The 25,263-nt window shown below is 66.8% G+C and carries 18 protein-coding genes; 11 read left to right on the top strand and 7 right to left on the bottom strand.

What is annotated here, in order from left to right:
* Positions 1 to 10: 10 nt before the first annotated feature.
* Positions 11 to 601 carry a PEP-CTERM sorting domain-containing protein gene (locus IFT60_RS00935; RefSeq protein ID WP_192048486.1) on the bottom strand — a complete coding sequence of 197 codons (591 nt, stop codon included), beginning with the start codon at positions 599 to 601 and terminating at the stop codon, positions 11 to 13.
* A 570-nt stretch (positions 602 to 1,171) separates the two neighbouring features.
* Here IFT60_RS00935 and IFT60_RS00940 point away from each other — a divergent pair.
* The 4 genes from IFT60_RS00940 (at position 1,172) to IFT60_RS27005 (ending at position 8,422) form a co-directional block, all read left to right on the top strand.
* Positions 1,172 to 4,000 (top strand): TonB-dependent receptor, encoded by a 2,829-nt coding sequence (locus IFT60_RS00940; RefSeq protein WP_192048488.1) that lies wholly within the window; start codon positions 1,172 to 1,174, stop codon positions 3,998 to 4,000.
* A 166-nt stretch (positions 4,001 to 4,166) separates the two neighbouring features.
* On the top strand, positions 4,167 to 4,967 hold the full coding sequence (locus IFT60_RS00945) for a rhamnogalacturonan acetylesterase (RefSeq protein WP_192048490.1): 801 nt from the start codon (positions 4,167 to 4,169) through the stop codon (positions 4,965 to 4,967).
* 52 nt (positions 4,968 to 5,019) lie between these two features.
* Positions 5,020 to 7,048 (top strand): pectate lyase family protein (locus tag IFT60_RS27000; RefSeq protein WP_374011008.1); only part of this gene is annotated, 2,029 nt, incomplete at its 3' end.
* A gap of 285 nt (positions 7,049 to 7,333) precedes the next feature.
* The gene (locus IFT60_RS27005; RefSeq protein ID WP_374011010.1) at positions 7,334 to 8,422 is read left to right on the top strand and encodes a pectinesterase family protein; all 1,089 of its coding nucleotides are present in this window, start codon (positions 7,334 to 7,336) and stop codon (positions 8,420 to 8,422) included.
* A gap of 292 nt (positions 8,423 to 8,714) precedes the next feature.
* On the opposite strand, the gene IFT60_RS00960 is transcribed toward IFT60_RS27005, so the two are convergent.
* The 3 genes from IFT60_RS00960 to IFT60_RS00970 are packed head-to-tail and all read right to left on the bottom strand — an operon-like array spanning position 8,715 to position 11,493.
* Complete coding sequence (locus IFT60_RS00960) at positions 8,715 to 9,737, bottom strand: alpha/beta hydrolase (protein ID WP_192048496.1); 1,023 nt, start codon at positions 9,735 to 9,737, stop codon at positions 8,715 to 8,717.
* A complete protein-coding gene (locus IFT60_RS00965; RefSeq protein WP_192048498.1) occupies positions 9,734 to 10,636 on the bottom strand; it encodes an aldose 1-epimerase in 903 nt (300 codons plus the stop codon). The genes IFT60_RS00960 and IFT60_RS00965 overlap by 4 nt, the downstream gene beginning before the upstream one ends.
* A gap of 8 nt (positions 10,637 to 10,644) precedes the next feature.
* Positions 10,645 to 11,493, bottom strand: coding sequence for an NAD-dependent epimerase/dehydratase family protein (locus IFT60_RS00970; RefSeq protein ID WP_192048500.1), 849 nt, complete (start codon positions 11,491 to 11,493; stop codon positions 10,645 to 10,647).
* Positions 11,494 to 11,683: 190 nt separating this feature from the next.
* Between IFT60_RS00970 and IFT60_RS00975 the strand changes: the two genes are divergently transcribed.
* The 3 genes from IFT60_RS00975 to IFT60_RS00985 all read left to right on the top strand — a co-directional run bounded on the left by IFT60_RS00975 (position 11,684) and on the right by IFT60_RS00985 (position 15,070).
* Positions 11,684 to 13,084, top strand: coding sequence for a glycoside hydrolase family 88/105 protein (locus IFT60_RS00975; protein WP_192048502.1), 1,401 nt, complete (start codon positions 11,684 to 11,686; stop codon positions 13,082 to 13,084).
* A 15-nt stretch (positions 13,085 to 13,099) separates the two neighbouring features.
* Entirely contained in the window at positions 13,100 to 14,326 is a 1,227-nt protein-coding gene (locus IFT60_RS00980; protein ID WP_192048504.1) for a BT3233 family polysaccharide utilization protein, read from the top strand.
* Between the two features lie 96 nt (positions 14,327 to 14,422).
* Positions 14,423 to 15,070, top strand: coding sequence for an FMN-binding negative transcriptional regulator (locus IFT60_RS00985; RefSeq protein WP_192048506.1), 648 nt, complete (start codon positions 14,423 to 14,425; stop codon positions 15,068 to 15,070).
* Positions 15,071 to 15,479: 409 nt separating this feature from the next.
* Here the strand turns inward: IFT60_RS00985 and IFT60_RS00990 are convergent, their stop codons facing one another.
* The 3 genes from IFT60_RS00990 to garD form a co-directional block, all read right to left on the bottom strand.
* Entirely contained in the window at positions 15,480 to 16,364 is an 885-nt protein-coding gene (locus IFT60_RS00990) for an SMP-30/gluconolactonase/LRE family protein (RefSeq protein WP_229510622.1), read from the bottom strand.
* Positions 16,364 to 17,788 carry an MFS transporter gene (locus IFT60_RS00995; protein WP_192048508.1) on the bottom strand — a complete coding sequence of 475 codons (1,425 nt, stop codon included), beginning with the start codon at positions 17,786 to 17,788 and terminating at the stop codon, positions 16,364 to 16,366. The genes IFT60_RS00990 and IFT60_RS00995 overlap by 1 nt, the downstream gene beginning before the upstream one ends.
* A gap of 110 nt (positions 17,789 to 17,898) precedes the next feature.
* Positions 17,899 to 19,488 carry a galactarate dehydratase gene (gene garD, locus IFT60_RS01000; RefSeq protein ID WP_192048510.1) on the bottom strand — a complete coding sequence of 530 codons (1,590 nt, stop codon included), beginning with the start codon at positions 19,486 to 19,488 and terminating at the stop codon, positions 17,899 to 17,901.
* A gap of 166 nt (positions 19,489 to 19,654) precedes the next feature.
* Here garD and IFT60_RS01005 point away from each other — a divergent pair, with 166 nt between their 5' ends.
* The 4 genes from IFT60_RS01005 to IFT60_RS01020 all read left to right on the top strand — a co-directional run bounded on the left by IFT60_RS01005 (position 19,655) and on the right by IFT60_RS01020 (position 25,179).
* Positions 19,655 to 20,386 carry a FadR/GntR family transcriptional regulator gene (locus tag IFT60_RS01005; RefSeq protein WP_192048512.1) on the top strand — a complete coding sequence of 244 codons (732 nt, stop codon included), beginning with the start codon at positions 19,655 to 19,657 and terminating at the stop codon, positions 20,384 to 20,386.
* A gap of 83 nt (positions 20,387 to 20,469) precedes the next feature.
* Positions 20,470 to 22,317, top strand: coding sequence for a glycoside hydrolase family 28 protein (locus tag IFT60_RS01010; protein ID WP_192048514.1), 1,848 nt, complete (start codon positions 20,470 to 20,472; stop codon positions 22,315 to 22,317).
* A 282-nt stretch (positions 22,318 to 22,599) separates the two neighbouring features.
* The gene (gene kdgD / locus IFT60_RS01015; protein WP_192048516.1) at positions 22,600 to 23,514 is read left to right on the top strand and encodes a 5-dehydro-4-deoxyglucarate dehydratase; all 915 of its coding nucleotides are present in this window, start codon (positions 22,600 to 22,602) and stop codon (positions 23,512 to 23,514) included.
* An 87-nt stretch (positions 23,515 to 23,601) separates the two neighbouring features.
* Complete coding sequence (locus IFT60_RS01020; RefSeq protein ID WP_192048811.1) at positions 23,602 to 25,179, top strand: aldehyde dehydrogenase (NADP(+)); 1,578 nt, start codon at positions 23,602 to 23,604, stop codon at positions 25,177 to 25,179.
* Positions 25,180 to 25,263 lie beyond the last annotated feature (84 nt).

Consider the following 25,263-nt stretch of genomic DNA (forward strand, 5'->3'; position numbering starts at 1 on the left):
TTCTGGCGTCTTACTGCAGACGCGAACGTGAACGCGAGCGGGCACGCGATGCAAGCGCCATGGCGGCGAATCCACCCAGCAGAATGGCCGTGCTGGCCGGCTCCGGCACCTCGGCGCCGAGCGCGACGTCGACCTGCGCGGTCAGCGAACCGAACTCTTCCCACGAAACCCCGCTCAGGTCGAGCGCGATGGTGTGCGCGTCGACGATCGACAGCCCCGGCACGCCGCTCGCACCATTGGTGCCGACGAAGCTGAACGCCCTGATCGCGCCCGGCAGGCTGCTGCCGAAATCGAAGCGCATGCTGTAGGCGCCAGGCGGGTTGGCGCCGTTGGCGATCACGGTCAGCGCGCCGCTCGCCGAAAAATCGATGCCGAACAGGTAGTCGGACGTGAAGAATTCGACGCCGGTCTCGGTCGGGTCGAGGCGGCTGGTGTTGGAACCGGGCTCCTGCGCGAAATTATGGTCGAGCCCAAGCATGCCATCGGCGGCGCCGTTGTAGCTGGCGGTGATGACGGCGTCCTGCAAAGGAAGCGGCGTGGCGTGCACAGTGGCGGCGCAGGTCGCGAGGGCCAGTGCCTGAAGGATGTGTTTGGTTTTCAAAGAAGGTCTCCGGATGTTTTTTTTGGAATTCAGCCATGCCATGGCATTGACGCATAGGGCGCTGGCCGTGTTGTGGACACCTTGCGTGTCCGGTGCCGCTGCGACGAGAACCCGAAGTGGCGGGCGGGTCGCAGACGGTATTCCTACGGATATTGCCGAACTGATTCTAAATTGGTCTAACCAGTGATGCAATTGGTATGCGCACTTAAATATAAAATGTTTAACGCGCACCACACTCGACCGGCCATGCCGCTGCTCCAGGCGCGCCTGTGTAAATACTGGCATGGCCGCTTTCGGGCCGTGTTCAGACCGGAAAAATAACTGGCATGTCCAGATTGCGAAACTGGTCCGACCAAAGTACAATTGTCCGCAGACTAATTTATGCTAGGGGAATTTCCTCCTGGCACGCTGAATGCCCGTAGAAACAAAATGGCAGGAGCGATTGTCATTCAACCGTGCTGACCCGGCCGCCAGGGTCCCGTCACCACGGCACGGATACGCGAGGTATCCATTCGAGCGAGCCAGGGATACACCTGGACGCGATTGATGATCACACGCAGGAGACACGTAGTGAAACACCAGAGCACCAACACCCGGGCCCGCTTGGCCGAACCACGCTTCCTTTTGTCGGCCGTCGCCGTCGCCGTGCTGACCCTGACGAACGCTGCAACCGCGCAGGAAGCGCCGATGCAGCGCGTCGAAGTCACCGGCTCGTCGATCAAGCGCCTCGCGACCGAAAACGCCCTGCCCCTGACCACCATCAAGGCCGAAGAACTGACGGCACGCGGCCTGACCACGATGTCGGAAGTCGCGACCGCGCTGACGGTCGCCTCGACCAACGAGCCGGTCGGCGGCGGTGGCGGCGGCACCATGATCAACATGCGCGGCCTGAACACCAACCGCACGCTGGTCCTGCTCAACGGCCGCCGCCTGGCCAACGAAGCGCTGGGCGACAGTTCGGTCAACGTCGACGTCATCCCGATGGCCGCCATCGAGCGCGTCGAAGTGCTGCGCGACGGCGCCTCGAGCCTGTACGGCACCGATGCGATCGCCGGCGTGGTCAACTTCATCACCAAGCGTTCGGTCAAGGACGTCTCGCTGAGCGCCAGCGCCGTCGAGCCGGAACACTCGGGCGGCGGCCAGCAGCGCCGCTTCGGCATCGTCGCCGGCAAGGGCGACCTGGCGAGCGACGGCTGGAACATCTATACCGCCTTCGATACCCAGAAGCGCAAGTCGCTGCTGCAGAAGGACCGTCCGAAGATCACCGACCCGGCCACCATCGTGGCGCTGGGCGGCACCGCCTTCGTGCCGAATTCGTCGAGCGTGGGCGCGGCCTCCCCGGCCAACTACACCGTGTACTCGGGCGGCAAGGCCACCACCACCACCGGCAACCCGTACTTCGCCGCCGGCTGCGCCAGCCCGTTCCCGACCCAGACCACGATTCCGTCGACCCGCGCCTCGGGCGCCGGCAGCCGCGTCTGCGTCACCGATCCGACCCTGTACCCCGAGCTGCTGCCGGAAGCGTCGCAGACCACCCTGTTCACCAAGGGCAGCCTGGCGCACGGCGACGGCAAGGTCCTCACTGTCGAACTGCAGCTGGCGCGCTCCTACATCGACGCCGCCGACGCGCCGCAGCCATTCGGCGCCAACGTCGACTACGACCGCCTGACCGCTTCGCGCCGTCCGCTCCTGATCACCCGCGCCAGCAAGTACTACCCGGGCAACAGCGGCGGCGTGCCGGCCGTGGCCGGCCTGAACGGCGCCGACCTGGCGCTGAACTGGAGCCTGGACGAACTGGGCGGCGTGGTCGGCCACGACGTGCAGACCAACCACCGCCTGGTGGTCGCCGACGAAGGCGAGTTCAAGGGCTGGGATTACCGTACCGGCATTTCGTATGCCTACAGCCACCGCGACGTCGGCTTCAAGAGCGGCTACGTCAAGACGCCGGGCATCTACACCGGTGTCGCCAACGGCATCCTGAACCCGTTCGGTCCGCAGGACCAGGCCGGCCGCGACTACCTCGAGAGCATCTCGGTGGATGGCCAGACCTACCGCGAAGCCGACGTTCGCTACTACGGCGCCGACTTCAACCTGTCGCGCACCTTCATGCAGCTGGGCGGCGGCGCCCTGGGCGTGGCGATCGGCGGCGACTGGCACCGCGAGACCTTCGAGGAAAACTCGAGCATGCTCGGCAACGAAGTGGTCTACAACATCTCGGGCACGCCGGGCCGCAACCCGAGCGGTTCGCGCAAGGTCGCCGGCATGTACGTCGAACTCGATGCGCCGGTCACCAAGGAACTGAACCTGAACTTCGCCGTCCGTGGCGACCATTTCAGCGACTTCGGCTCGACCTGGAACCCGAAAGCCAGCTTCCGCTACCAGCCGCTGAAGCAGCTGATGTTGCGCGGTACGGTCAGCACCGGCTTCCGCGCGCCGACCCTGCCGGAACTGTACGGCACGCCGCGCACGCTGACGCCGTCGCAGTTCAGCTGGGACGACCCGCTGCTCTGCCCGAGCGCCACCCCTGCCGCCGCAGGCACCGGCAGCGTCACCACCGATCCGCGCTTCGCCGGCCTGAACCTGGACCCGTCGCGTGTCTGCAACACGCGCCTGACCACGCTCACCGGCGCCAATCCGGAACTGCAGCCGGAAAAGGCGAAGACCTATTCGGTCGGATTCGTGGTCGAGCCGTTCAAGAACTTCATGGCCACCGTCGACTTCTGGAAGATCGACATGAAGGGCACCATCGCCCAGATCGACGAACCGACGATCTTCAGAAACCTCGGCCAATACGAGGACCTGTTCGTGCGTAATCCGGACGGCACCCTGCAGTACATCACGAAGACCCGCCTGAACATGGGCGGCCTGAAGACGCAAGGCGTCGACATCGGCCTGAGCTACTCGCTGCCGACCGCCGACTACGGCCGCTTCGGCGCGTCGCTGGACGGCACCTTCACCGACAAGTACCAGGGCCAGAACGAAGTGGGCAGCCCTTGGGTCGATTTCGTCGGCCGCGTCGGCGCGCTGGCGACCGGCTCGACCGCGTCGAACACCTACATCTTCAAGTGGAAGCACACGGCGCGCGTGAACTGGAGCATGGGTCCGTTCTTTGCCCAGCTGACGCAGCAGTACTCGTCGAGCTACGAAGACACCAACGTGCTCGCGACCCAGAAGCCGGGCCAGCCGTTCTACAATGTGATCGACCCGTACCGCGTGTACAACCTGTCGACCAGCTACAAGGTCTCGAAGAACTTCAAGCTCGGCGCCGGCGTGAACAACCTGTTCGACACCGATCCGCCGCTGTCGAACCAGCGCCTGTCGTCGCGCGTGGTCTTCGCGCGCAACATCGCCAAGCCGATCGGCCGGGCGTTCACGGTGCGGGCTGACTACACGTTTTAATCGCTTCGCTCCGTAGGGTGGACGGCTCGGCCGTCCACGCGGTGATACGTAGCGGCGAGATCATCCGGCCGGATGACGCAACCGCCAACTATTGACGCGTGGACGGGAGACCCGCCTCTCGTGGCCCGGTCCGCTCTACGTCCTTTTTCTTCTTTCAAGGTCCTGAATGAAGCTTCCACTTGCTCTCTTGTCCTTCTCGATGTTCGCGCTTCCGGCGCTGGCCGCCGACGCTCCCTCCAAACCCGTGCGCATCATCCTCGTCGGCGATTCCACCATGGCGACGCGAACCGGCTACGGCGACGCCCTGTGCGCGCGCTTCAAGCCGGGCGTTAGCTGCGTCAACCTGGCGCGCGGCGGCCGCAGTTCGGGCAGCTTCCGCGCCGAACGCCGCTGGGACGAGGTGCAGGCATTGCTGAAAGACGGCGCCGCATTCTCGGCCAGTTACGTGCTGGTCCAGTTCGGCCACAACGACCAGCCGGGCAAACCCGGCCGCTCGACCGACCTGGTGACGCAGTTCCCGCAGAATATCGCGCGCTACGCCACCGAAACCCTTGTCCTGGGCGGCGTGCCGGTGCTGGTCACCCCGCTCACCCGGCGCAGCTTCAAGGGCGAGTACCTGAAGGACGACCTGGCGCCCTGGGCCGCCGCCACGCGCCGCGTCGCGGACGAACGCAAGCTCGCCCTGATCGACCTGAACGCCATCAGCGCCGCCGCCGTCCAGCGCATGGGCCAGGACGAAGCCGATACGCTGGCGCAGGCGCCGCGCCCCGCCAACTATGGCGCCCCGGCCGGTACGGCCAGCGTCGAGCCGCAAGGCGCCCCGAAAAGCGCCTTCGACCGCACCCACGTCGGCGCCAAGGGCTCGGAAGTCTTCTCAGGCATGGTCGCGGCCGAGCTGGTGCGCCTGTTCCCCGATTTGAAGGGACAGTTCGCCGCACCGTCCGCCTACGCCGGCGCGCGTCCCTGATTTTTCTTGCGGCGCGCCTTTCGGATTGCGCCGCCAACGCATCCGGAAGCCCATGAAGCACATTTATCTCCTGCCGGTCCTCGCCGCCTTCACCAGCCTCGCCATCGCGGCGCCCTCGCCCCTTTCCTTCGTTCGCCAGCACGCCCCGCTCGACGGCTGGGCCGCGCAGGAAGGCGGCACGCGCGGCGGCGCCGATGCGACGACCATCGTCACCGTGCGCGACGCCGCCGCGCTGCGGCGCGCGCTCGACAAGCGCAGCGCGGGCAGCCGCATCGTCCAGGTCGAAGGCATCATCGACATGAGCGAAGGCCGCCCGTTCGCCGGCACGGCCGACCAGGCCAAGCGTGGGCGCGTCGCGCTGCCGGCGAATACCACCCTGGTCGGCGTCGGCGCCGATGCCGGCTTCGTCAACGCGCATATCGACGTGACGCGGGTCTCGCAAGTCATCATTCGCAACCTGCGCCTGCGCAACCCTTGCGACGTCGCGCCGGTATGGGACCCGAACGACAGCGCCAGCGGCAACTGGAATGCGCAGTTCGACGCCATCTCGATCGTCGGTTCGCACCACGTCTGGGTCGACCACAACAGCTTCACCGATGCGCCGCATACCGACGAGCTGCTGCCGGTCGAGAACGGCAAGCACCGGCAATGCCACGACGGCGCGCTCGACGTGCGCGACGCGTCCGACTTCGTGAGCATCTCCTACAACCACTTCGCGCTGCACCAGAAGAACATGCTGATCGGCGCCAGCGACAAGGCCACGGGCGATGCCGGCCACTTGCGCGTCACCATCAGCAACAACCTGTTCGAGAACATCGCCAGCCGCGCGCCGCGCGTGCGCTTCGGCCAGGTCCACCTGTTCAACAACTATCACGTGGGCGACCGCAGGCATCCGGCCTACCCGCACGAGTACGGCGTCGGCGTGGCCCACGGCGCGCGCATCGTTTCGCATGCCAATGCCTTCGAGATCGCCGGCGCCCGCGCCTGCAAGGACGCCATCAAGGCTTTCGATGACGGCGCGAATCCGGGCCTGCTGACCGATACCGGCTCGCTCCTGAACGGCGCCGCGCTCGCACCCTGCGGCCAGGCAGCGACGCCGGCCTGGACCGTCCCCTATCCGTTCACGCCGCGCCCGGCCGAAGCGGTGGCGGCGCACGTGCGCGCGCAGGCCGGCGCCGGCAGGATCGTGCAGCGTCCTGTGGTTGCCGGCTGCCCGACGGCCGACTTCCTTGCCTGCGAAGCATTCGACGGTGGCGTTACGGGCTGGGACCTGGCGCGCGAGGGCGCAGCGGCGCTGACTGTCCGTGCCGATGCACACAACCGCGTTTTGCAGGCGGGCGGTGCCGGCCGCCTGCTGGCGCTGTCGAAGGATGCGCGCATGACGGCGGCCGGCGCACAGCAAGCCTTTATCGAGGCACAGGTGCGCAGCGGCGCCGGCGGTCCGGCGCGTTCGCTGTTCCTGGTCGGCCGCTACCTCGACGCGCGTAACTGGGTCGGCGCCGGCATCGTCCTGCCGGCGAGCGGCGACACCATGGCGATCCAGCTGGTGCGGATGCAGGATGGCGTCCTCACCCGCCTGAAATCGGTGCCGCGCGCACGCCTGCCGGGCGGCCGCTTCGCCACGCTGCGCCTGGAAATGGCGCCGGCCATGCTCGCCGTCTACCTCGACGGCGAAAAGATCACCACCGCGCCGCAACCGGCTTTCGGTGCGACGGCCACCCGCGCCGGCATCCTGGTCCAGGGCGGCATGTTCGAACTCGACGACCTGCGCGCCGGCGTGCCCGGCATGCAGCCCGCGCGCATCGCCCCGTCGCTGGCCGGGCCGGTTCTCCGCGCCCAGGCCGGCGACCCGGCGCAGCCGCTCGCCATCAGCGCGGTCGGCAGCGATGGCGTCACGCGCCTGGCCTATGGCGCGCGTTCGAGCGATCCGGCGGTGGCCGCGGTTGCCGTTACCGCGGCCGGCATCACGATCACGCCGCGCGCGCCCGGCACGGCGCGCATCGTCGTCAGCGCCGAGGACGATCCGGCGCTGCACAGCACGATCGAGGCGACCATCGGCACGCCGTTCAAGGTGGCGTCGGNCGCGCGCCGTCCCGGTCGATACGCCCCTGCGCATCGGCTTCGCGCAGGCGCCGGTGCTGGGTAGCGGTGGCGCCATCCGCATCCACCGCGTGCGCGACGACGCGCTGGTCGACAGCATCCCGCTGGGCGAGGAAGTGCGCGCCATCGGCTACCCCGGCCAGCCGCGCGCACGCCACGTGCGCTTCACGCCGGTCACGGTCGAGGGCAGCACGCTGCTGGTGCAGCCGCATCTCGGCAAGCTCGATTACGCAACCGACTACTATGTGCTGGTCGACGCCGGCGTGGTGCCGGGCAGCGCGGTCGGCCGCTGGACTTTCCGCACGGCGGACGCCGCCCCGAGCGGCACCACGCTCAGCGTCGACGACGATGGCCGCGCCGACTTCCGCACCGTGCAGGGCGCGCTGAACCACGCGATGCGCGCTGTCGACAAGGCGACGCCGGTCACGGTCGACATCCGCAATGGCCGCTACCGCGAGCTGCTCTTCATCCTCGGCAAGGACAAGCTGCGCCTGCGCGGCGAGAGCCGCGACGGCGTCGTCATTTACGCCACCAACAACGACGGCCTGAACCCGGGTTCGGGCGCCAGCCAGGGGCTTGGCGCGCCCTCGTTCTCGGGCGGGCGCGCGCTGCTGGCGGTCGAAGAGTCCGACCTGCTCACGCTCGAGAACCTCACGCTGCGCAATACCACCCTGCGCGCGAATACCCGTTCCGGCCAGGCCGAGACGCTGTACTTCAACGTCGAGGGCGGCCGCCTGGTGGCGAAGAACGCCAGCTTCTTCAGCGAGCAGGACACGATCCAGGTGAAGGGTTATGCCTGGTTCTGGCGCACCCTCATCGAGGGCAACGTCGACTTCATCTGGGGCGCCAACCGCGCCGCCGTGTTCGAGGAAAGCGAGCTGCGCTCGGTCGGCGACAGCAAGGACGCACAATCGGGCGGCTATGTTGTGCAGGCGCGCACAGTCGCCAGCAGCGACCCCGGGTTCGTGTGCCTGAACAGCGCGCTCACGCATGGGCCGGGCCCCAAGGGGAACGACGTGCCGCCCGGGGCCACCTGGCTGGCGCGCAGCCCGGGGACGGCATCGACCTGGGACAACGTCGCCTACATCAATTGCCGGATGGGCGAGCACGTGGCGCCCGCAGGGTGGGCCGGGGCCGGCGTGAACCGCGAGCCGGCGCCGAATCCGGCCCTGGCCGATGCGGCGCGCGGCTGGCGCGAATATGGTTCGATGGATTTGGCGGGCAAGCCGCTGGACCTGTCGCGCCGGGCTGGCGGTTATATGCTGACGGCGACGGAAGCGGCGGCGCGGTTTGGCAGCAGGAAGGTGATTTTCAGCGGGTTCAATGGTGGAGAAGGATGGGATCCGGCGCCGTGATGGCGCCGATGCGGCCAACAGATGCTTTGCGTTTGATCGAGCTGTGTAGACGCGTGGACTCGGGAGTCCACCCTACGATTAACCAAGTTTTTGGCGCGTAACGTAGGGTGGCCCGGGCGGGGAACCGCTCCGCCTACGCGGTACACCTTCGCACGGCCGCAACGCTTGCCGGGTGTGCATAGGCACGAAAAACGGCCGTGGGCGGAGCCCACCCTACGGTTTTCGCGATTCGTAGGGTGGAGTCCTGACTCCACGCGGATCACCGCCCGCGTCTTGGCAAATTGGATGACGGCTACGGAGCCGGCGAACCGGCGTCCTGCTTGCCCTCACCTCCCCGCATGTGTTCATCCAAAAACCGCACGGTCGCCTCCACCGTCGGCGCCAGCCACGGGTCGAACAGCCAGAAACTGTGCGGCGTCTCCGGCAGCAGCAGCACCCTGCTCGGCACCCCGGCCGCATCCATTTTCGCGATCATCGCTTCGCGCCCCACCGCGAAGCGGGTCTGGGCGCTGCCGATGAACAGGATCGGCGGCGTGTGTGCGTTCACGTAAAAGGTTGGCGAGGCGTCGCGCCACAGCGCTGCTTTTTCCGCGTAGCGCCCGCCGAACCAGGCGCCGGCCGACGACGGCTGCTTGGCCGGGGCGTCCTCGTACTTGCGCGCCGCCTCCGAAGTGAAATCGGACAGGCCGTCGATGTTCACGATGGCCTGCGCCGCACTGGACGCCGTACCCGCGCTGGTGCCTGATGCTGCACCCGGATCGAAGCGCCCGAGCCCACCGGTCACGCCGACCAGGCTCGCAATCTGCCCGCCGGCCGAACCGCCGCCCACCGCGATGCGTTGCGGGTCGATGCCGTACTGCGCCGCATGCGCGCGCATCCAGCGCAGCGCCGCCTTGACGTCGTGGATCGCGGCCGGATACGGCGCTTCCGGCGACAGGCGGTAGCTCACCGTGGCCGCCGCATAGCCGCGTTCGGCCATGCGGATCGCCATCGGCGCGAAGTTGGCGCGCACGCCGGTGCGCCAGCCGCCGCCGTGCACCAGCACGATGCCGGGCAGCTGTTTGCCGGCGCGTGCTTTGGGCAGGTAAAGGTCCAACTGCAGCGCGCGGGTGCCATGGCTGATGTAGGTGATGTCGCGCAGCGCCTCCACCGTGGCCGGCACCTCGCGGCTGGCGACCGCGATGAAGGGATATTGCTTGACCAGTTTGGTGTACGTGGTCTCGGCGGTATAGCTCTCGGGTGCGGGCTGGGCGCAGGCGCCGGCCGCCAAGCCGGCCAGCGCGGCCGCCATCAGTTTCAGGCGCAGGGATTTCATGCAGTTTCCTTCGATGCCCCCTCGTGCACGCGGAACACGACGCGGCGGCGCAGCATCTGTCCCGGCGCCAGCACCGTCAAGCCATTGCGTACGGCGCCCTCGGGCAGGTTGTGGGCATTGATCGCGTGGTCGACCGGTTCGAAGCAAAAGAAGTCGCGTCCAACCGGCGCGTACAGGATGTAGTACGCCATATCGGCCTCGATCGCCAGCGAGACGCCGCTGTCGGGCCAGTGCACCTCGGCCTGGCCATCCCAGCCGCGAAACACATGGTCGACCTGGCCGTCCGGCAGCGCCTTCGCTGCCGCGAAATCCCATTCCGGCGGCAGGTCGATGCTCTCTTCGGGCAGGCCGCGCGCGTCGCGGGTCCAGGTGCCGCGCGCACGGGCGCGCAGCGTTACGCCTGGGCGCCGTTCCAGCCACGGGTGCAGGCCGAGCCCGAACGGCAGCCGTATCGCCCCCGTATTCGTGACTTCCAGCGTCACCTGCAACGCGGCCTCGCTCAGGGTGTAGCGCAGGCGCGCCACGTAAGAGAATGGGGCGCCGCCGCGCCGGTCCAGCAGCAGCGTGAGGCCGGTCGCGGAGCGCGCTTCCACCGTCCACGGGTGCTGCCAGCCGTCGCCATGGATCGGGCACGGCTCGCCGGCGCGGTTCGGCGCCGGCGCGATGCTGCGGCCTTCGAACATGAAGCCGGCCGGGTCGATCCGGTTCGACCACGGCACCAGCGGGAAACATGCCAGCTGCGAAGTGCTCGGCGCCGGCGCCCCGGGCGTGTGCACGTAGGGGCGCAGCAGCGCGTGGGTGTCGGCGCCGCGGCGCCAGTCGAGGCGCCCCAGGCCGCCGGCGGCGCCGGGCAGCACCTCGGCGTGCAGCGCGCCGCAGCGCAGGTGAAGCGTCTCCATCGTGCGGCTTATTTGAACATCGGGCCGTCGAGCAGGAATTTGCCGCCCTGGTAGATGGTCGTGACGTCGTCCGGCGCCGGGAACTCGGCGGTGTCGGGGAACTTGTCCGCAAATTGCGACGAGCTGTCCTTGGCCTTGTAGCCGAGGTGGCGCGCATAGCGGTTGTCCCACCACAGGCTGTCGTTGTCGGACATGCCGAACACGATGGTGTGGCCGACGCGCGGCGCGAACAGCGAGCAACGCAGCATTTCGGTCAGGTCGTCGTAGCTGAAATAGGTCGTCATCATGCGCTTGTTGGCCGGCTCCGGGAAGCTCGAACCGATGCGGATGCAGACGGTCTCGAGGCCGAAGCGGTCGTAGTAGTAGCGCGACATGGTCTCGCCGAAGCACTTGCTGATGCCGTACATGCTGTCGGCGCGCACGGGCATGCTGGCGTCCAGCATGTCGGTGGTCTTGTAATAGCCGACCGCGTGGTTCGAGCTGGCGAAAATGATGCGCTTGACGCCATGCTTGTGCGCCGCTTCGTACAAATTGGCCACACCGAGGATGTTGGCCTGCATGATGGCTTCGAACGGGGCTTCGGTCGAGATGCCGCCGAAGTGCAGGATCGCGTCCACGCCTTCGAGCAGGGCCAGCACCGCCGCCTTGTCGGCCAGGTCGCATTGGACGGTCTCTTCGTTCGGGCCGGCCTCGCCCATCTCGGCCAGGTCGGACAGGCGCACGACGTCCGCCCATGGCTTGATGCGCTCGCGCAGGATGCGTCCGAGGCCGCCCGCGGCGCCGGTGAGCAGGATGCGTTTGAAAGGTTTGATTGGCTGCGATGGTGCAGTCGGTGCGGTCGGTGCGGATTGGGTCATGCCATTCTTCCTGTTGGTGTCGAAAAAAACTGTCTCTGCTGGCAGTATGCCATGAACTTTCGGTAAGCGGCTAGTCCGCCTTGCGCATGCGGTCAGACCACATTAGAATGGCCTGACCAAAAAAGCAATCCGTCACCCATTCCTGGCGCCGACCGGACTGCTCCACAATAATCCACTCGATGAGACGACCTTGAACCTGCCGACCAAGCTGCTTGCCGCCCTCGTTACCCTCTCCGTCCTCGGCACCGCCGCCGCCGAAGGTCCCTACCGCAATCCCGACAACAAGAGCGCCAAGGATGCCGGCGAAGGCACCTACCCGGTCCCGTACAAGAAGCCGGTCCCGGCCGAGATCACGGCCGCCCTGCACCGCATCCGCGGCTACATGGATGCGCATACGCCCTCAACCGTGGTCAACAAGTCGACCAAGGCCCCGATCACCGACTTCAGGACGCCGGTCAAGGACGCGGTCATGGCCGAGAGCGAGGCCGACTTCGGCCTGCAGGTCTACGAGATGGGCGTGGTCCACGCCGGTATGCTGAAAGCCGCCGAAGTCACCGGCGACAAGCGTTTCACCGAGATGACCAATCGCCACCTGCAGTTCTTCGCCGACAAGCTGCCCTACTTCCGCGCCCAGGAAGAACGCTTCAAGCTCGAACGCGCCAACGCCTTCTCGCGCTTCATCGACCCGCGCTCGCTGGACGACGCCGGCTCGATGTGCGCGGCCATGATGCGCGCGCGTGCGGCGAAGATCGGTCCGGACCTGTCGAAGCAGATCGCGGTGTGCGGCAACTGGGTCGCCAAGCAGCAGTTCCGCCTGCCCGACGGCACCCTGGCGCGCCAGCGTCCGCAAGCCGTGTCGCTGTGGGCCGACGACATGTACATGGGCGTGCCGGCGCTGGCCGAACTGGGCCGCATGACCGGCGAGCGCGCCTATTTCGACGACGCGGTGAAGAACGTGCTGCAGATGTCGGCCTACATGTTCAACCCGCAGCTGAACATCTATACCCACGGCTGGAACGCCAACAACCCGGACGCGCCGCAGTTCTACTGGGGCCGCGCCAACGGCTGGGCGGTGCTGACCATGTCCGACCTGCTCGACGTGCTGCCGAAGGACCACCCGGGCTACCCGAAGGTGCTGGAACAGCTGCGTAAAACCCTGAAAGGCATCGCCCAGCTGCAGTCGGGCACCGGCCTGTGGCACCAGATGCTGGACCGGAACGACTCCTACCTGGAAACCTCGGCCAGCGCCATGTTCACCTATGTGTTCGCGCACGCCGTCAACCAGGGCTGGGTCAGCCCGACCACCTATGGCTCGATCGCCGTGGCCGGCTGGGCGGGCCTGTCGACCAAGATCAACGACAAGGGCCAGGTCGAAGGCACCTGCGTCGGCACCACCTTCGCCAGCGACCAGGTGTACTACTACAACCGTCCGACCAGCGTCGACGCGTTGCACGGCTACGGCCCGACGCTGCTGGCCGGCGCCGAGATCATCAAGCTGGTGAACAACCCGGCCTTCGCCATCGAACACCGCGTGCGCACCTATCACTTCGTGCCCAAGGGTGGCCAGACCAACTACCGCGAACACCACTGATTCCAGGGGAGCCTCATGCAATCGACCGTTTTACGTTTTTCGCTGGCCGCCCTGTTTGCGTCCGCGCTTGTACCTTCCATTGCTTTCGCCGCCGACGCGCTGACCGTCACCGTCAGCCATGACCTGGCGCTGGCGCGGCCTTCCGAGACCATCACCATTCCCTGGAGCGAGGTCAATCGCGCCCTGCCCGGCGCCCTGATCCAGCGCCTGGTGGTCAAGGATGCGAAGGGACGCGTCCTGCCGCACCAGGTGACCAACGTGGCGCCGCTGGCCAAGGACCCGAAGAACGAGGGCGCGGCCTACGGCGAACTGATCTTCCAGCACGACTTTGCCGCCGGCGAAAAGCGCGCCAGCTTCACGGTCGAAAAGAGCGACACGCTCAATCCGGTGTTCCCGGCCAGGGCGTTCGCCCGCTACGTGCCGGAACGGCTGGACGACTTCGCGTGGGAGAACGACCGCGTTGCGCACCGCACCTACGGCCCGGCGCTAGCCGCCCCCGCCCCGGCCGGCAGCGGCAAGGAAGTGCTGGTGACCAGTGGCCTCGACCTGTGGTTCAAGCGCGTCGATTATCCGATCGTCGACCGCTGGTACAACAAGGGCCACGACCACTACCACAAGGACGAGGGCGAAGGCATGGACATGTACAACGTCGGCAAGTCGCGCGGTGCCGGCGGCACCGGCGTCTGGGACGGCACCGCCCTCGCCACCAGCACCAACTACGCTACCTGGAAAGTGCTGGCCAACGGCCCGGTGCGCGCCGTCTTCGAACTCAGCTACGACGCCTGGGACGCCGCCGGCACGAAGGTTTCGGAAGTCAAGCGCTTCACGGTCGACGCCGGCCACCAGCTCGACCAGATCGACAGCACCTTCACCTTCAGCGGCCCGCAACAGCTCACCGTCGCCGTCGGCCTGAACAAGACGCCGTCGGACAAGAAGCAGGATCCGAAGATCGCGGTGGTGCGCAGCGAATCCGATCCATCGCTGCTGCAGTGGGTACAGCAGGCCAGCAACGGGTCGATCGGCACCGCCATCGTGCTGCCGGGCGCCAGCGGCTTCGCCGACGACGCGCTGAACCACCTGGTGCTGGCCAAGGTGGAATCGGGTAAACCGTTGCGCTACTACGCCGGCGCCGCCTGGGACCGGGCCGGGCACATCACGTCGCAGGAAGCCTGGACCGCGTACGTGGCGCAGGCCGCGGCGCGCGCGAAGAATCCGGTGAAGGTAAGCCTGGGTTCGCGTTAACGAAATTGGGGTGGCCGTGGCCACCCCTTCCCCCTTGACCATGGCCGCTGCCTGCGCCATGCTGTGCGCGCCCCCTTCACCGCGCCCAGGAACACCATGTACATCCGCCCCGACCACCGCTTCGACGACCCGAATGCGCTGTTCGCGCTGATCGAAGAACACGCCCTCGGCGCCTGGGTCCTTGGCGGCGCGGACGGCCTGCTGGCCAACCACATCCCCTTCCTGCTCGACCGCGAGCGCGGCCCGCACGGCACGCTGGTCGGCCACGTCGCGCGCGCCAACCCGGTCTGGCGCGCGCTCGCCGCCGGCTCGCCGTCGCTCGTCATGTTCCAGGGGCCGCAAGCCTACATCACGCCGAACTGGTATCCGGGCAAGGCCGAGCATGGGAAAGTGGTGCCGACCTGGGATTACGCCGTGGTCCACGCCCATGGCGTGGCGCGTGCTGTCGAGGACCCGGCCTGGCTGATGGACATGCTCGATCGCCTGACCAACGCGCAGGAAGCGGCGCAGCCGGCGCCGTGGAAAGTGAGCGACGCGCCGCGCGGCTACATCGACAAGCTGCTGCGCGCGATCGTCGGCATCGAGATCCCGATCGACCGGCTCGAGGGCAAGCTGAAGGCGAGCCAGGACGAGGCGGTGCGTGACCGGCTGGGAACGGTAGAAGGCTTGCGTGGCCTGGTGCGGCCGAAGGGGGCGATGGCGGAGCTGGTAGCGAACGCGATCGAGGCAGACCGCGAGGCGTAGGGCGGGCATGCCCGCGTTACGTGCGTTTCACAAAGCCGTACAACCGAATATCCACCGCATGCACGAAAGAATGCGCACGTAACGCGTGGGTACCAATGCCAGTCAGTCAAGCCAGCCTTCGTTTCAAGAACGATGCTCAGACCCGTAAGGTGGGCGGCTCCACCTTCTCAGCTTGCGGACCAAGAACGCTTGCGCCGCCCACGCGTTCAACCAGCGGGTGATTCGTCGCGAAGTTTCAGCGTGTGGTTGAACGCGTGGGCGGCATCCAGCCAGCAGGCATTCACGCGCTCAGGTATAGCCGCCCACCTTACGGGTCCGGGCACTCTTTCCTGAAAATGCGGCTTAACTAGCAGGCATCAGGCCATTGGCCGAAATGACCCATCCGGTACACCGCTACCAACAGCGAGAATTAGCCGCCGAACGGCGTCTCCGCCACACCCTGCACGCCAGGCCGCAGCGTGATCGTCGCCCCCGCCCACGGATCGGCCGGATCCTGCCCGGCACTGATCGAGGTCACCAGCAGCGTATCGAGACCCGGCCCGCCGAAGCTGCACATCGACGGCTTGGCCATCGGCACCTCGATCGTGCGGTCCAGGCGGCCGTCGGACGTGAAGCGCAGCAGCACGCCGGCATCGTTCCCGCAGGTCCAGTAGCAGCCATCGGCGTCGACCGCGGCGCCGTCCGGGCGGCCCGGATGGGCACGCATGTCGACGAAGGGGCGCTGGTTCGAAGGCAGGCCGGCGTCGATGTCGTAATCGAAGGCCCAGACCTGCTGGCTCTTTGGATGCGAGTCGGACAAATACATCGTGCGGCCATCCGGCGAGAAGGCCAGGCCGTTCTGCGTCAGCAGGTTCGACACCACCGGCGCCGACAAGCCTTCGTCATTTGAATACCGGTACAACTGCCCGACCGCCCGTTCCGCCGCCATGTCCATGAACATGGTGCCGCTCCAGAAGCGGCCCTGGCGGTCGCAGCGGCCGTCGTTGAAGCGCATGCCCTCGCCCAGTGCCTCGGGTGCGGCCAGGCGCGTCGCCTCGACGCTGCCGTCGTCGTGCAAGGCCAGGCGGAACACGCCGGTTTCCATCCCGGCCAGGATGCTGCCGTCGCGCGCCGGGGCGATGCAGGCGACCATCTCGGCGCAGGTCCAGCTGCGCAACTCGCCGGCGCCATCCATGCGCCAGATGGTCTTCGCCGGAATGTCGACCCAGTACCAGCTTTGCTGGCCCACGCTCCAGACCGGGCATTCGCCGACCAGGGCGTGCTTGGCGCTGACGCGTTCGATGTGCATGCTCATCAGGCTTCCTGCGGTTCGCGGATTTCGTCGTAGCGCGGCACCAGCGTCTTCATGACGCCCCAGGCCAGCAGGTAAGCCACGGCGCAGAATCCGAACATGATGGTGTAGCCGGTCTGGATCTGGCCCAGCGCGCCGTAGTAGTCGAACAGCCAGCCGCCGACCTTGGTCACCAGCACGCCGCCGATACCGCCGGCCAGGCCGCCGATGCCGACCACCGAGCCGACCGAGCGTTTCGGGAACATGTCCGAGACGGTGGTGAACAGGTTGGCCGACCAGGCCTGGTGCGCCGCGGCGCCGATACCGATCAGGATCACGGGCACCCAGAAGCTGATGTAGCCGAAGGGTTGCGACAGCAGCACCACCAGCGGGCACAGGGCGATCAAGAGCATGGCCTTCATGCGGCCATCGTACGGCGAGGCGCCCTTGTTGATGAAGTAGGTCGGGAACCAGCCGCCGCCGATACTGCCGATCATGGTCATGCTGTACAGGATGGCGAGCGGCCACTGGATCTCGGTGCTGGTCATGCCATATTGCGCGGCCAGGTATTTCGGCAGCCAGAACAGGAAGAACCACCAGACGCCGTCGGTCATGAATTTACCGAAGGCGAAGGCCCAGGTCTGGCGGTAGCCGAGCAGTTCCCACCAGGAGAGGGCACGGCCGGTGGGCTTGCCGTCGGCGGCGGCAGGCGCGTCGTCGGCGGTGATGTAGGCCAGTTCGGCGGCATTCAAACGCTTCTGCCTGGCCGGCTTCTCGTAGAAGATGGTCCACAGGCCGAGCCAGACGAAGCCGATTGCGCCGATGATGACGAAGGCGGCCTGCCAGCCCCAATGGGCGGCGATGAAGGGCACGCTGATCGGCGCCAGCACGGCGCCGACGTTGGCGCCCGAATTGAAGATGCCGGTCGCGAATGCGCGGTCCTTCTTCGGGAAGTATTCGGCGGTGGCCTTGATCGCGGCCGGGAAGTTGCCCGCCTCGCCCACCGCCAGCACGGCGCGGGCGATCATGAAGCCGATCACCGAGACCGGCACGGCCGCGATGCCGAGCATGCCCAGCACCGAATTGGCGCCGTTGCCCAGGCCGATCGCGCCGGCATGCATGATGGCGCCGATCGACCAGACCACGATCGCCAGCGCGAAGGCGGCCTTGGTGCCGAGGCGGTCGACCACGCGGCCGGCGAACAGCATCGAGATCGCGTAGACGAACTGGAAGGCGGCGGTGATGTTGGCGTAGTCGGTGTTCGACCAGCCGAATTCTTTCGTCAGCTCAGGCGCCAGCAGCGACAGCACCTGGCGGTCGAGGTAGTTGACCGTGGTGGCGAAGAACAGGAGTGCGCAGATGGTCCAGCGGTAGGTGCCGATGGCGCCGCTGGCGGCTGGGTTGGCGCGGCCGGCCGTGGCGGCCTGCTTGATGGTGTCGGTTCGCATGATGTCTCGTCGTTATGGTTATCGTCTACCAGCCTGCCGGAAGACTCTTGCGGTCTTCGCGGCAGCTCATCGGTCATCGTAATGGATGAAGTAATCCCTGACCAGCGAAATCAGGTCACCGGCGCCGGGTTGAACAGCGTCAGCGCGTTGTGCAGCTTCCAGTGCTCGGCCCAGGTCTTGCGTCCGCTCGCCACGTCGAGCATCAGGCGGAACAGCTCCCAGCCGACGTCTTCGATGGTGGCTTCGCCGCTGGCGATGCGGCCCGCGTTCACGTCCATCAGGTCGTGCCAGCGGCGCGCCAGGTCGTTGCGCGTTGCGACCTTGATCACCGGGACCGGCGCCAAACCATACGGCGTGCCGCGGCCGGTGGTGAAGATGTGCAGGTTCATGCCGGCCGCCACCTGCAGCGTGCCGCAGATGAAATCGCTGGCCGGCGTGGCGGCGTAGATCAGGCCCTTCTGTTTCAGCTTTTCGCCCGGCGACAGCACGCCCGTGATCGCCGCGGAACCCGACTTGACGATCGAACCCATCGCCTTTTCGACGATGTTCGACAGCCCGCCCGCCTTGTTGCCCGGCGTGGTGTTCGCGCTGCGGTCGACGCCGCCGCGTTTCAGGTAGCTGTCGTACCACTCCATCTCGCGGATCATGGCGGCCGCCACTTCCGGATCGGAGGCGCGCGCCGTCAACTGGTCGATCCCGTCGCGCACTTCGGTCACTTCCGAGAACATCACGGTGGCGCCGGCGCGCACCAGCAGGTCGGTCGCATAGCCGACGGCCGGATTGGCGGTCACGCCCGAGAAGGCATCGCTGCCGCCGCACTGCACGCCGACCACCAGGTCGGCTGCGGAACAGGTCTCGCGGCGGCGTGCGTTCAGCACCTTCAGCTGTTCGTGCGCGGTGTTCACGATCGAATCGATCATCGACATGAAGCCGACGTGGCCGGCGTCCTGCAGGCAGACGTTGGCTGGTTCGCGCCCGCCGAGGATCGGGATCGAGCCCTTCGGGAACAGGCGCGCCGGCTGCAGCTTTTCGCAGCCGAGGCTGACGACCATGGCCTGGCCGCCGAAGTTCGGGTTCTGGCTGATGTTGCGCAGCGTGCGGATCGGCACGTCGGCGTTCGGCGCTTCGATGGCGACGCCGCAGCCGTAGGAGTGCTCCAGGCCGACGACGTCGTCGACGTTCGGGTACAGGGGCAGCAGCTCGTCCTTGATGCGCTTGACGGCGAAGTCGACCACGCCGGCGACGCACTGCACGGTGGTGGTGATCGCCAGGATGTTGCGCGTGCCGACTGAACCGTCGGCATTGCGGTAGCCCTCGAAGGTGAAGCCGTCGAGCGGCTCCATGACGGGCGCGGCGCGGGTGGCGATCGGCAGGCCGGCGAGATCGAGCGCCTCGGGCATGCGCAGGTTGTGTTCCGCGATCCAGCTGCCGGCGGCGATGTCGCGCAGGGCGAAGCCGATGGTGACGTTGTAGCGCGTGACCGGCGCGCCGGCGGCAATCGCCGTGAGCGCGACCTTGTGCCCCTGCGGCACGGCTTCGATCAGCGCCAGGCCGTCGGCGAACACGGCGCCGGGCTTCAGGCCGCCGTCGTTGACGACGATGGCCACGTTGTCGTTGGCGTGCATGCGGATATGGCGCGGCGTATCCTGGCTGTTCGCCTGTTCGGCCTGGCCGGAACGTACGATTTGGATGGTTTGCATAGTGACCTGCCCAGTGAAGTGACTGTGGCCTGCGGCGCGCAGGTGCGCACCAAAGCCTCATAAGTTGAAGCGAGTATGCCAGCAAAAAATCGATCTGGCTAGTCCGCATTGCGCAATTGGTCAAACCAATTTAGAATGGCCTGACCAAAAACTAGATGGGACGGCAATGCTGAAACGCGTACCGACTGCACAGCACCTGCTGGAGACGAAAGCGGATACCGGCGCTCCCGGCATCCATCATCCCGAACCACGTCTATATAGAGTGGTCGCCGACCGCATCGACGCCCTCATCCGCGGTGAAAACCTGGCGGCCGGCACGCGCCTGCCGCCCGAGCGCGAACTGGCGACCCGGCTTGGCGTCAGCCGCGCTTCCCTGCGCGAAGCGCTGATCGCACTCGAGCTGGGTGGGCGCGTGGAGGTGCGCGGCGGCTCCGGCGTGTATATCTGTGCGGCGGCTCCGGTCCAGCCAGTCGAGATCGGCCCCGGCCCCTTCGAAGTGCTGGCCGCGCGGCGCCTGATCGAACCCGAAGTGTGCGCCATGGCGGCGCGCGTCGCCACCGACGGCGCCATCGACGCCATCCTGCGCGCGGTGGAAGCGATGGAACGCAACCACGACATCTACGCCAGCAACGAGCTGGCCGACCGCGAATTCCACCTCTCGATCGCCCGCGCCAGCGGCAACAGCGCCCTAGTCGGCACCTTCGATTACCTGTGGGAGCAGCGCGGACGCCTCTGGCACCGCCTCAAGGAACACTTCCAGACCGAGCAGCTGCGCCAGGAGACGCTGCTCGACCACCGCCGCATCTTTGCCGCGATCGCCGCCCACGATGCGGCCGGCGCGCGCACGGCGATGCGCGCCCACCTGGAACGCGTGACCCGGACTTTTTCGCGCGGCTGAGAATGTAGTAGCGAAGTTGCCACAACCGCCGCCGGCCTCGCAGCCGCGCCGGACATGATAAGCACCACGATTCTGGAGACGAGATGACCCCGAAGTTGAAATTGACTCAAATTAATCCGCAACGCCGCTCGCTGCTGCGCGCCGCATCGATGTCGGCCGCCGGCCTCGGCCTGGGCGGCTGCGCCGTCGCCGGCAAGAGCAGCGACGCCGCCGGCCCCGCCGCCGATGCCTGGGCGCGCGCCCAGAACATCATCGACACCTTCAAAACGCCGCTCGCCTTCCGCAAGCAGGATTTCCTGATCACGGCCTACGGCGCGGCGCCCTGCAGCACCGTGAAAGTCAGCGGCTACGTCGCCCACCACGAGCCAGGCCAGGTCAATACGCCGGCGCCGGGCGCGCCCGACTGCTACGCGGCCATTGCTGCGGCGATTGCTGCCTGCGCCGCCGCCGGCGGCGGACGTGTCGTGATCCCGGCCGGGAACTGGCTGGTGAAGGGTCCGATCGTCCTGAAATCGAACGTCAACGTGCACCTGGCCAAGGGCGCCCACGTCTACTTCAGCAACGATCCCGACGACTTCGCCAAATACGGCGACTACGACTGCGGCGCCAACGGCAAGCTGGTGATCTCGCGCTGGCAGAGCAACGATTGCCTGAACTATTCGCCGCTGATCTATGCCTACGGCCAGAACAACATCGCCCTCACCGGCGAAGACTGGACCAGCATCCTCGACGGCCAGGGCGGCGTGCCGCTGCTGAACGGCGACACCTGGTGGGACTGGAAGGGTAAACGCAAACCCGGCCCGAACCAGCAGCAGGCGCAGACGGTCGTCAATCCGCGCAACCCGACCTCGGTGCGCGCGGTGGCGCCGGGCCTGGACGCGGCCCAGGTCGCGCTGATGGAAGGCAAGGACGACAAGTGGCGCACCGACGAAGTCTACCTGCCGACGCTGTCGGAAGCGGGCGTCCCGGCCGGCAAGCGCATCTTCGGGCGCGGCCACTACCTGCGTCCGTGCATGGTCGAATTCATCGGCTGCACCGACGTGCTGCTGCAGGGTTACGAGATCCGCCAGTCGCCGTTCTGGGTACACCACCCGGTCAACTGCAGCAAGCTGGAATTCCGCAACGTGCACATGGACAGCCTGGGCCCGAACAGCGACGGCTTCGATCCGGACGCCTGTAACACCATCCTGGTCGACGGCTGCACCTTCAACAACGGCGACGACTGCATCGCCATCAAGGCCGGCAAGAACCGCGACACCCAGTTCGGCCCGACCCAGAACGTGGTGATCCAGAACAGCATCATGAACAGCGGTCACGGCGGCGTGACGCTGGGCAGCGAGATGTCGGGCGGGATCCAGCACGTGTATGCGCAGAACATCGAGTTCCGCAACACGCACTGGGCCACCGACCCGCTCAACACCGCGATCCGCATGAAGACCAACATGAACCGCGGCGGCTTCCTGCGCCATTTCTACGTGCGCAACGTGACGATGCCGAACGGCGTCAACCTCAAGCCGGGCTACTACAAGCCCCTGCCCGGCTCGCCGATCGCGCCGCAGTCGGTGGGCTCCTCGTCCGGCGCGGTGGTGACCATCGACTGCGACTACGACCCGAACGCCGACAACGTGCGCACCCGCCCGCCGATCGTCGAGCACGTCCACATCTCGGGCGTGAAAGTGAGCAACGTCAAGACCAAGGATGGCGAATTCTCGTGCTACCAGGCGCTCTTGCTGCTGGGACCGGTGGCATTCGACTACAACGGCCCGGCCGGCGCCGAGATCCTGCCGATCCGCGACGTGACCATCACCGACTGCGATTTCGGCACGCCACGGAACGCGGCGCAGCCCTGGTATGTCTATAACGTGAAGAACGTGGAATTGACCAATGTGACGATTGCGGGCAAATTGATCAATACCACGCTGGCGACGTAGGGTGGTCGGGTTCCCCGCCCACGCGTGACGCTGTTCGTAGGGTGGGCACTTGTGCCCACGCGGTACACCACGTGAATAATCGCACCTACTTTTCCTGGATGCGATTCGATGCTCATCCGTTCGACCGCGTGGGCACGAGTGCCCACCCTACACGACCAGGTCCAAACAATAAAAATAAACTGGCCAGACCGCTTGCAAGACATGATTTTAAGTTGTACGATGACTGATAACTGGTGAGGCACGAGACAGCCCCACCTTCACCCCCACCTGAAGGCAATGACCATGTTCACTCCACAAGACGTCAAACAAATCCTCTCCTCCGGCCTGCTGTCGTTCCCGATCACCGACTTCGACGCCAACGGCGAATTCAAGGCGGACACCTACGCCGAGCGCCTGGAGTGGCTGGCCCCGTACGGCGCGACCGCGCTGTTCGTCGCCGGTGGCACGGGCGAATTCTTCTCGCTGACGCCTGAAGACTACACCCAGGTCGTCAAGGTCGCCGTCGAGACCTGCCGCGGCAAGGTGCCGATCCTGGCCGGCGCCGGCGGCCCGACCCGCATGGCCATCAAATACGCACAGGAAGCCGAGCGCCTGGGCGCCCACGGCGTGCTCCTGATGCCGCACTACCTGACCGAAGCGAGCCAGGATGGCCTGGTCGAGCACGTCGCCGCCGTCTGCGCGTCGGTGAAGTTCGGCGTCGTCGTCTACAACCGCGACCGTTGCAAGCTGAACGCCGCTTCGCTGCTGAAGCTGGCCGACCGCTGCCCTAACCTGATCGGCTTCAAGGACGGCAACGGCGAAATCGAATCGATGGTCACCATCCGCCGCAAGCTGGGCGATCGCTTCACCTACCTGGGCGGCCTGCCGACCGCGGAAGTGTATGCAGCCGCTTACAAGGCACTGGGCGTGCCGGTCTACTCGTCGGCCGTGTTCAACTTCATCCCGAAGACCGCCATCGAATTCTACGAAGCCGTGCGCACCGACGACTTCGAAACCCAGGGCCGCCTGATCGACGACTTCTTCCTGCCATACCTGGAAATCCGCAACCGCAAGGCCGGCTACGCAGTGAGCATCGTCAAGGCCGGCGCCACCATCGCAGGCCACCCGGCCGGCCCGGTGCGCGCACCGCTGACCGACCTGACCGGCGAAGAAGTCGAGCAACTGGCCGCCCTGATGGCAAAGCTGGGCCCACAGTAAATTGATTTAATTTAGTTATCGGCGCGCCACGGCTGGCAACAAGCCCTGGCGCGCTTTTCCGCATCGACGAGGAGAATTATCTTGACCATCACCATCAATGGCGAACTGCTGATCGGTTCCACCGCCCTCAAGGGCAGCGCAGGCAGCTTCCGCGCCGTCAACCCGGCCACCGGCGAACAGTTCGAGCCGAGCTTCGGCAGCGGCACCGTCGCCGACGTCGAGCGCGCCTGCGAGCTGGCCGAACAAGCCTTCGACACCTACCGCAACACCACCCTGGAAGCGCGTGCCGCCTTCCTGGAACTGGCCGCCCAGAACATCCTCGACCTCGGCCCGCAACTGATCGAACGCGCCATGCAGGAATCCGGCCTGCCGCAAGCCCGCCTCGAAGGCGAACGCGGCCGCACCGTGGGCCAGCTGCGCCTGTTCGCCAAAGTCGTGCGCGACGGCCGCTTCCTGGCCACCGCGTTGGATTCGGCGCTGCCGGAACGCACGCCGCCACGTCCTGACCTGCGCCTGCGCAAGATCGGCCTGGGCCCGGTCGCCGTCTTCGGCGCCAGCAATTTTCCGCTGGCATTCTCGGTCGCCGGCGGCGATACCGCCTCGGCACTGGCCGCGGGCTGCCCGGTCGTTGTGAAAGCCCACGGCGCCCATCCAGGCACCTCGGAACTGGTCGGCAAGGCCGTGCAAGCGGCAGTCGCTGCCAGCGGCCTGCCGGAAGGCGTGTTCTCGATGCTGCACGGCGACGGCCGCACCATCGGCCAGGCCCTGGTCAGCCATCCGGCCATCAAGGCAGTCGGCTTCACCGGTTCGCGCCAGGGTGGCCTGGCACTGGTGCGCACGGCAGCCGCCCGCGTCGAACCGATCCCGGTCTATGCCGAGATGAGCAGCATCAACCCGCTGTTCCTGCTGCCGGACGCCATGGCGACCCGCGCCGCCCAGATCGGCACCGGCTTCATCGACTCGCTGGTGCTCGGCTCCGGCCAGTTCTGCACCAACCCGGGCCTGGTCATCGCCCTCGAAGGCGCCGAGCTCGACGCCTTCCGTGAAGCCGCCGCGACTGCCCTGCAAAGCAAGGTCGGCAGCACCATGCTGACGCCAGGCATCCACTCCGCCTTCAACAGCGGCGTCGAGAAGCTGCGCAAGGAAGCGGGCGTCACCCTGGTCGCACGCGGCCAGTGCGGCACCACCGTGTGCGCCGGCCAGGCCGCGCTGTTCGAAACCGACGCCGCCAACTTCATCGCCAACCCGGCGCTGGAAGACGAAATCTTCGGCGCCTCGTCGCTGATCGTGCGCTGCGCCAGCCTGGAACAGTTCCGCGAAGTCGCCGAGCACCTGGACGGCCAGCTGACCGCCACCGTGTTCCTGACCGAAAACGACCGCGACGCCGCGCTGGCGCTGCTGCCTGTGCTGGAACGCAAGGCCGGCCGTATCCTGATCAACGGCTACCCGACCGGCGTCGAAGTCTCGCACGCCATGGTGCACGGTGGCCCGTTCCCGGCCACCTCGGACAGCCGCAGCACCTCGGTCGGCGCCGGCGCGATCGACCGCTTCCTGCGTCCGGTCAGCTACCAGGACCTGCCGGCCTGGCTGCTGCCGGAAGCGCTGCAGGATGCGAATCCACTGGGCTTGCATCGCATTAAGGACGGCGAGCTGGTCAAGGGTTAAGACCTTAGGCTAGTCTTGTTTGTATCCGACGCCCGGTCTTTCGACCGGGCGTTTTGGTTTGTGCGAACAATTCCGTTCGATAAC

This window comes from Massilia sp. CFBP 13721, from assembly GCF_014842025.1.
Taxonomy (GTDB): domain Bacteria; phylum Pseudomonadota; class Gammaproteobacteria; order Burkholderiales; family Burkholderiaceae_D; genus Telluria.

Bases quoted from the DNA above. Each gene is read 5' to 3' on its own strand.
- garD (WP_192048510.1), bottom strand. From the start codon at position 19,488: ATGCAAACCATCCAAATCGTACGTTCCGGCCAGGCCGAACAGGCGAAC.
- IFT60_RS00960 (WP_192048496.1), bottom strand. From the start codon at position 9,737: ATGAAATCCCTGCGCCTGAAACTGATGGCGGCCGCGCTGGCCGGCTTG.
- IFT60_RS00980 (WP_192048504.1), top strand. From the start codon at position 13,100: ATGCAATCGACCGTTTTACGTTTTTCGCTGGCCGCCCTGTTTGCGTCC.
- IFT60_RS00990 (WP_229510622.1), bottom strand. From the start codon at position 16,364: ATGAGCATGCACATCGAACGCGTCAGCGCCAAGCACGCCCTGGTCGGC.
- IFT60_RS00945 (WP_192048490.1), top strand. From the start codon at position 4,167: ATGAAGCTTCCACTTGCTCTCTTGTCCTTCTCGATGTTCGCGCTTCCG.
- IFT60_RS00970 (WP_192048500.1), bottom strand. From the start codon at position 11,493: ATGACCCAATCCGCACCGACCGCACCGACTGCACCATCGCAGCCAATC.
- IFT60_RS00965 (WP_192048498.1), bottom strand. From the start codon at position 10,636: ATGGAGACGCTTCACCTGCGCTGCGGCGCGCTGCACGCCGAGGTGCTG.
- IFT60_RS00985 (WP_192048506.1), top strand. From the start codon at position 14,423: ATGTACATCCGCCCCGACCACCGCTTCGACGACCCGAATGCGCTGTTC.
- IFT60_RS00995 (WP_192048508.1), bottom strand. From the start codon at position 17,788: ATGCGAACCGACACCATCAAGCAGGCCGCCACGGCCGGCCGCGCCAAC.
- kdgD (WP_192048516.1), top strand. From the start codon at position 22,600: ATGTTCACTCCACAAGACGTCAAACAAATCCTCTCCTCCGGCCTGCTG.
- IFT60_RS01005 (WP_192048512.1), top strand. From the start codon at position 19,655: ATGCTGAAACGCGTACCGACTGCACAGCACCTGCTGGAGACGAAAGCG.
- IFT60_RS01010 (WP_192048514.1), top strand. From the start codon at position 20,470: ATGACCCCGAAGTTGAAATTGACTCAAATTAATCCGCAACGCCGCTCG.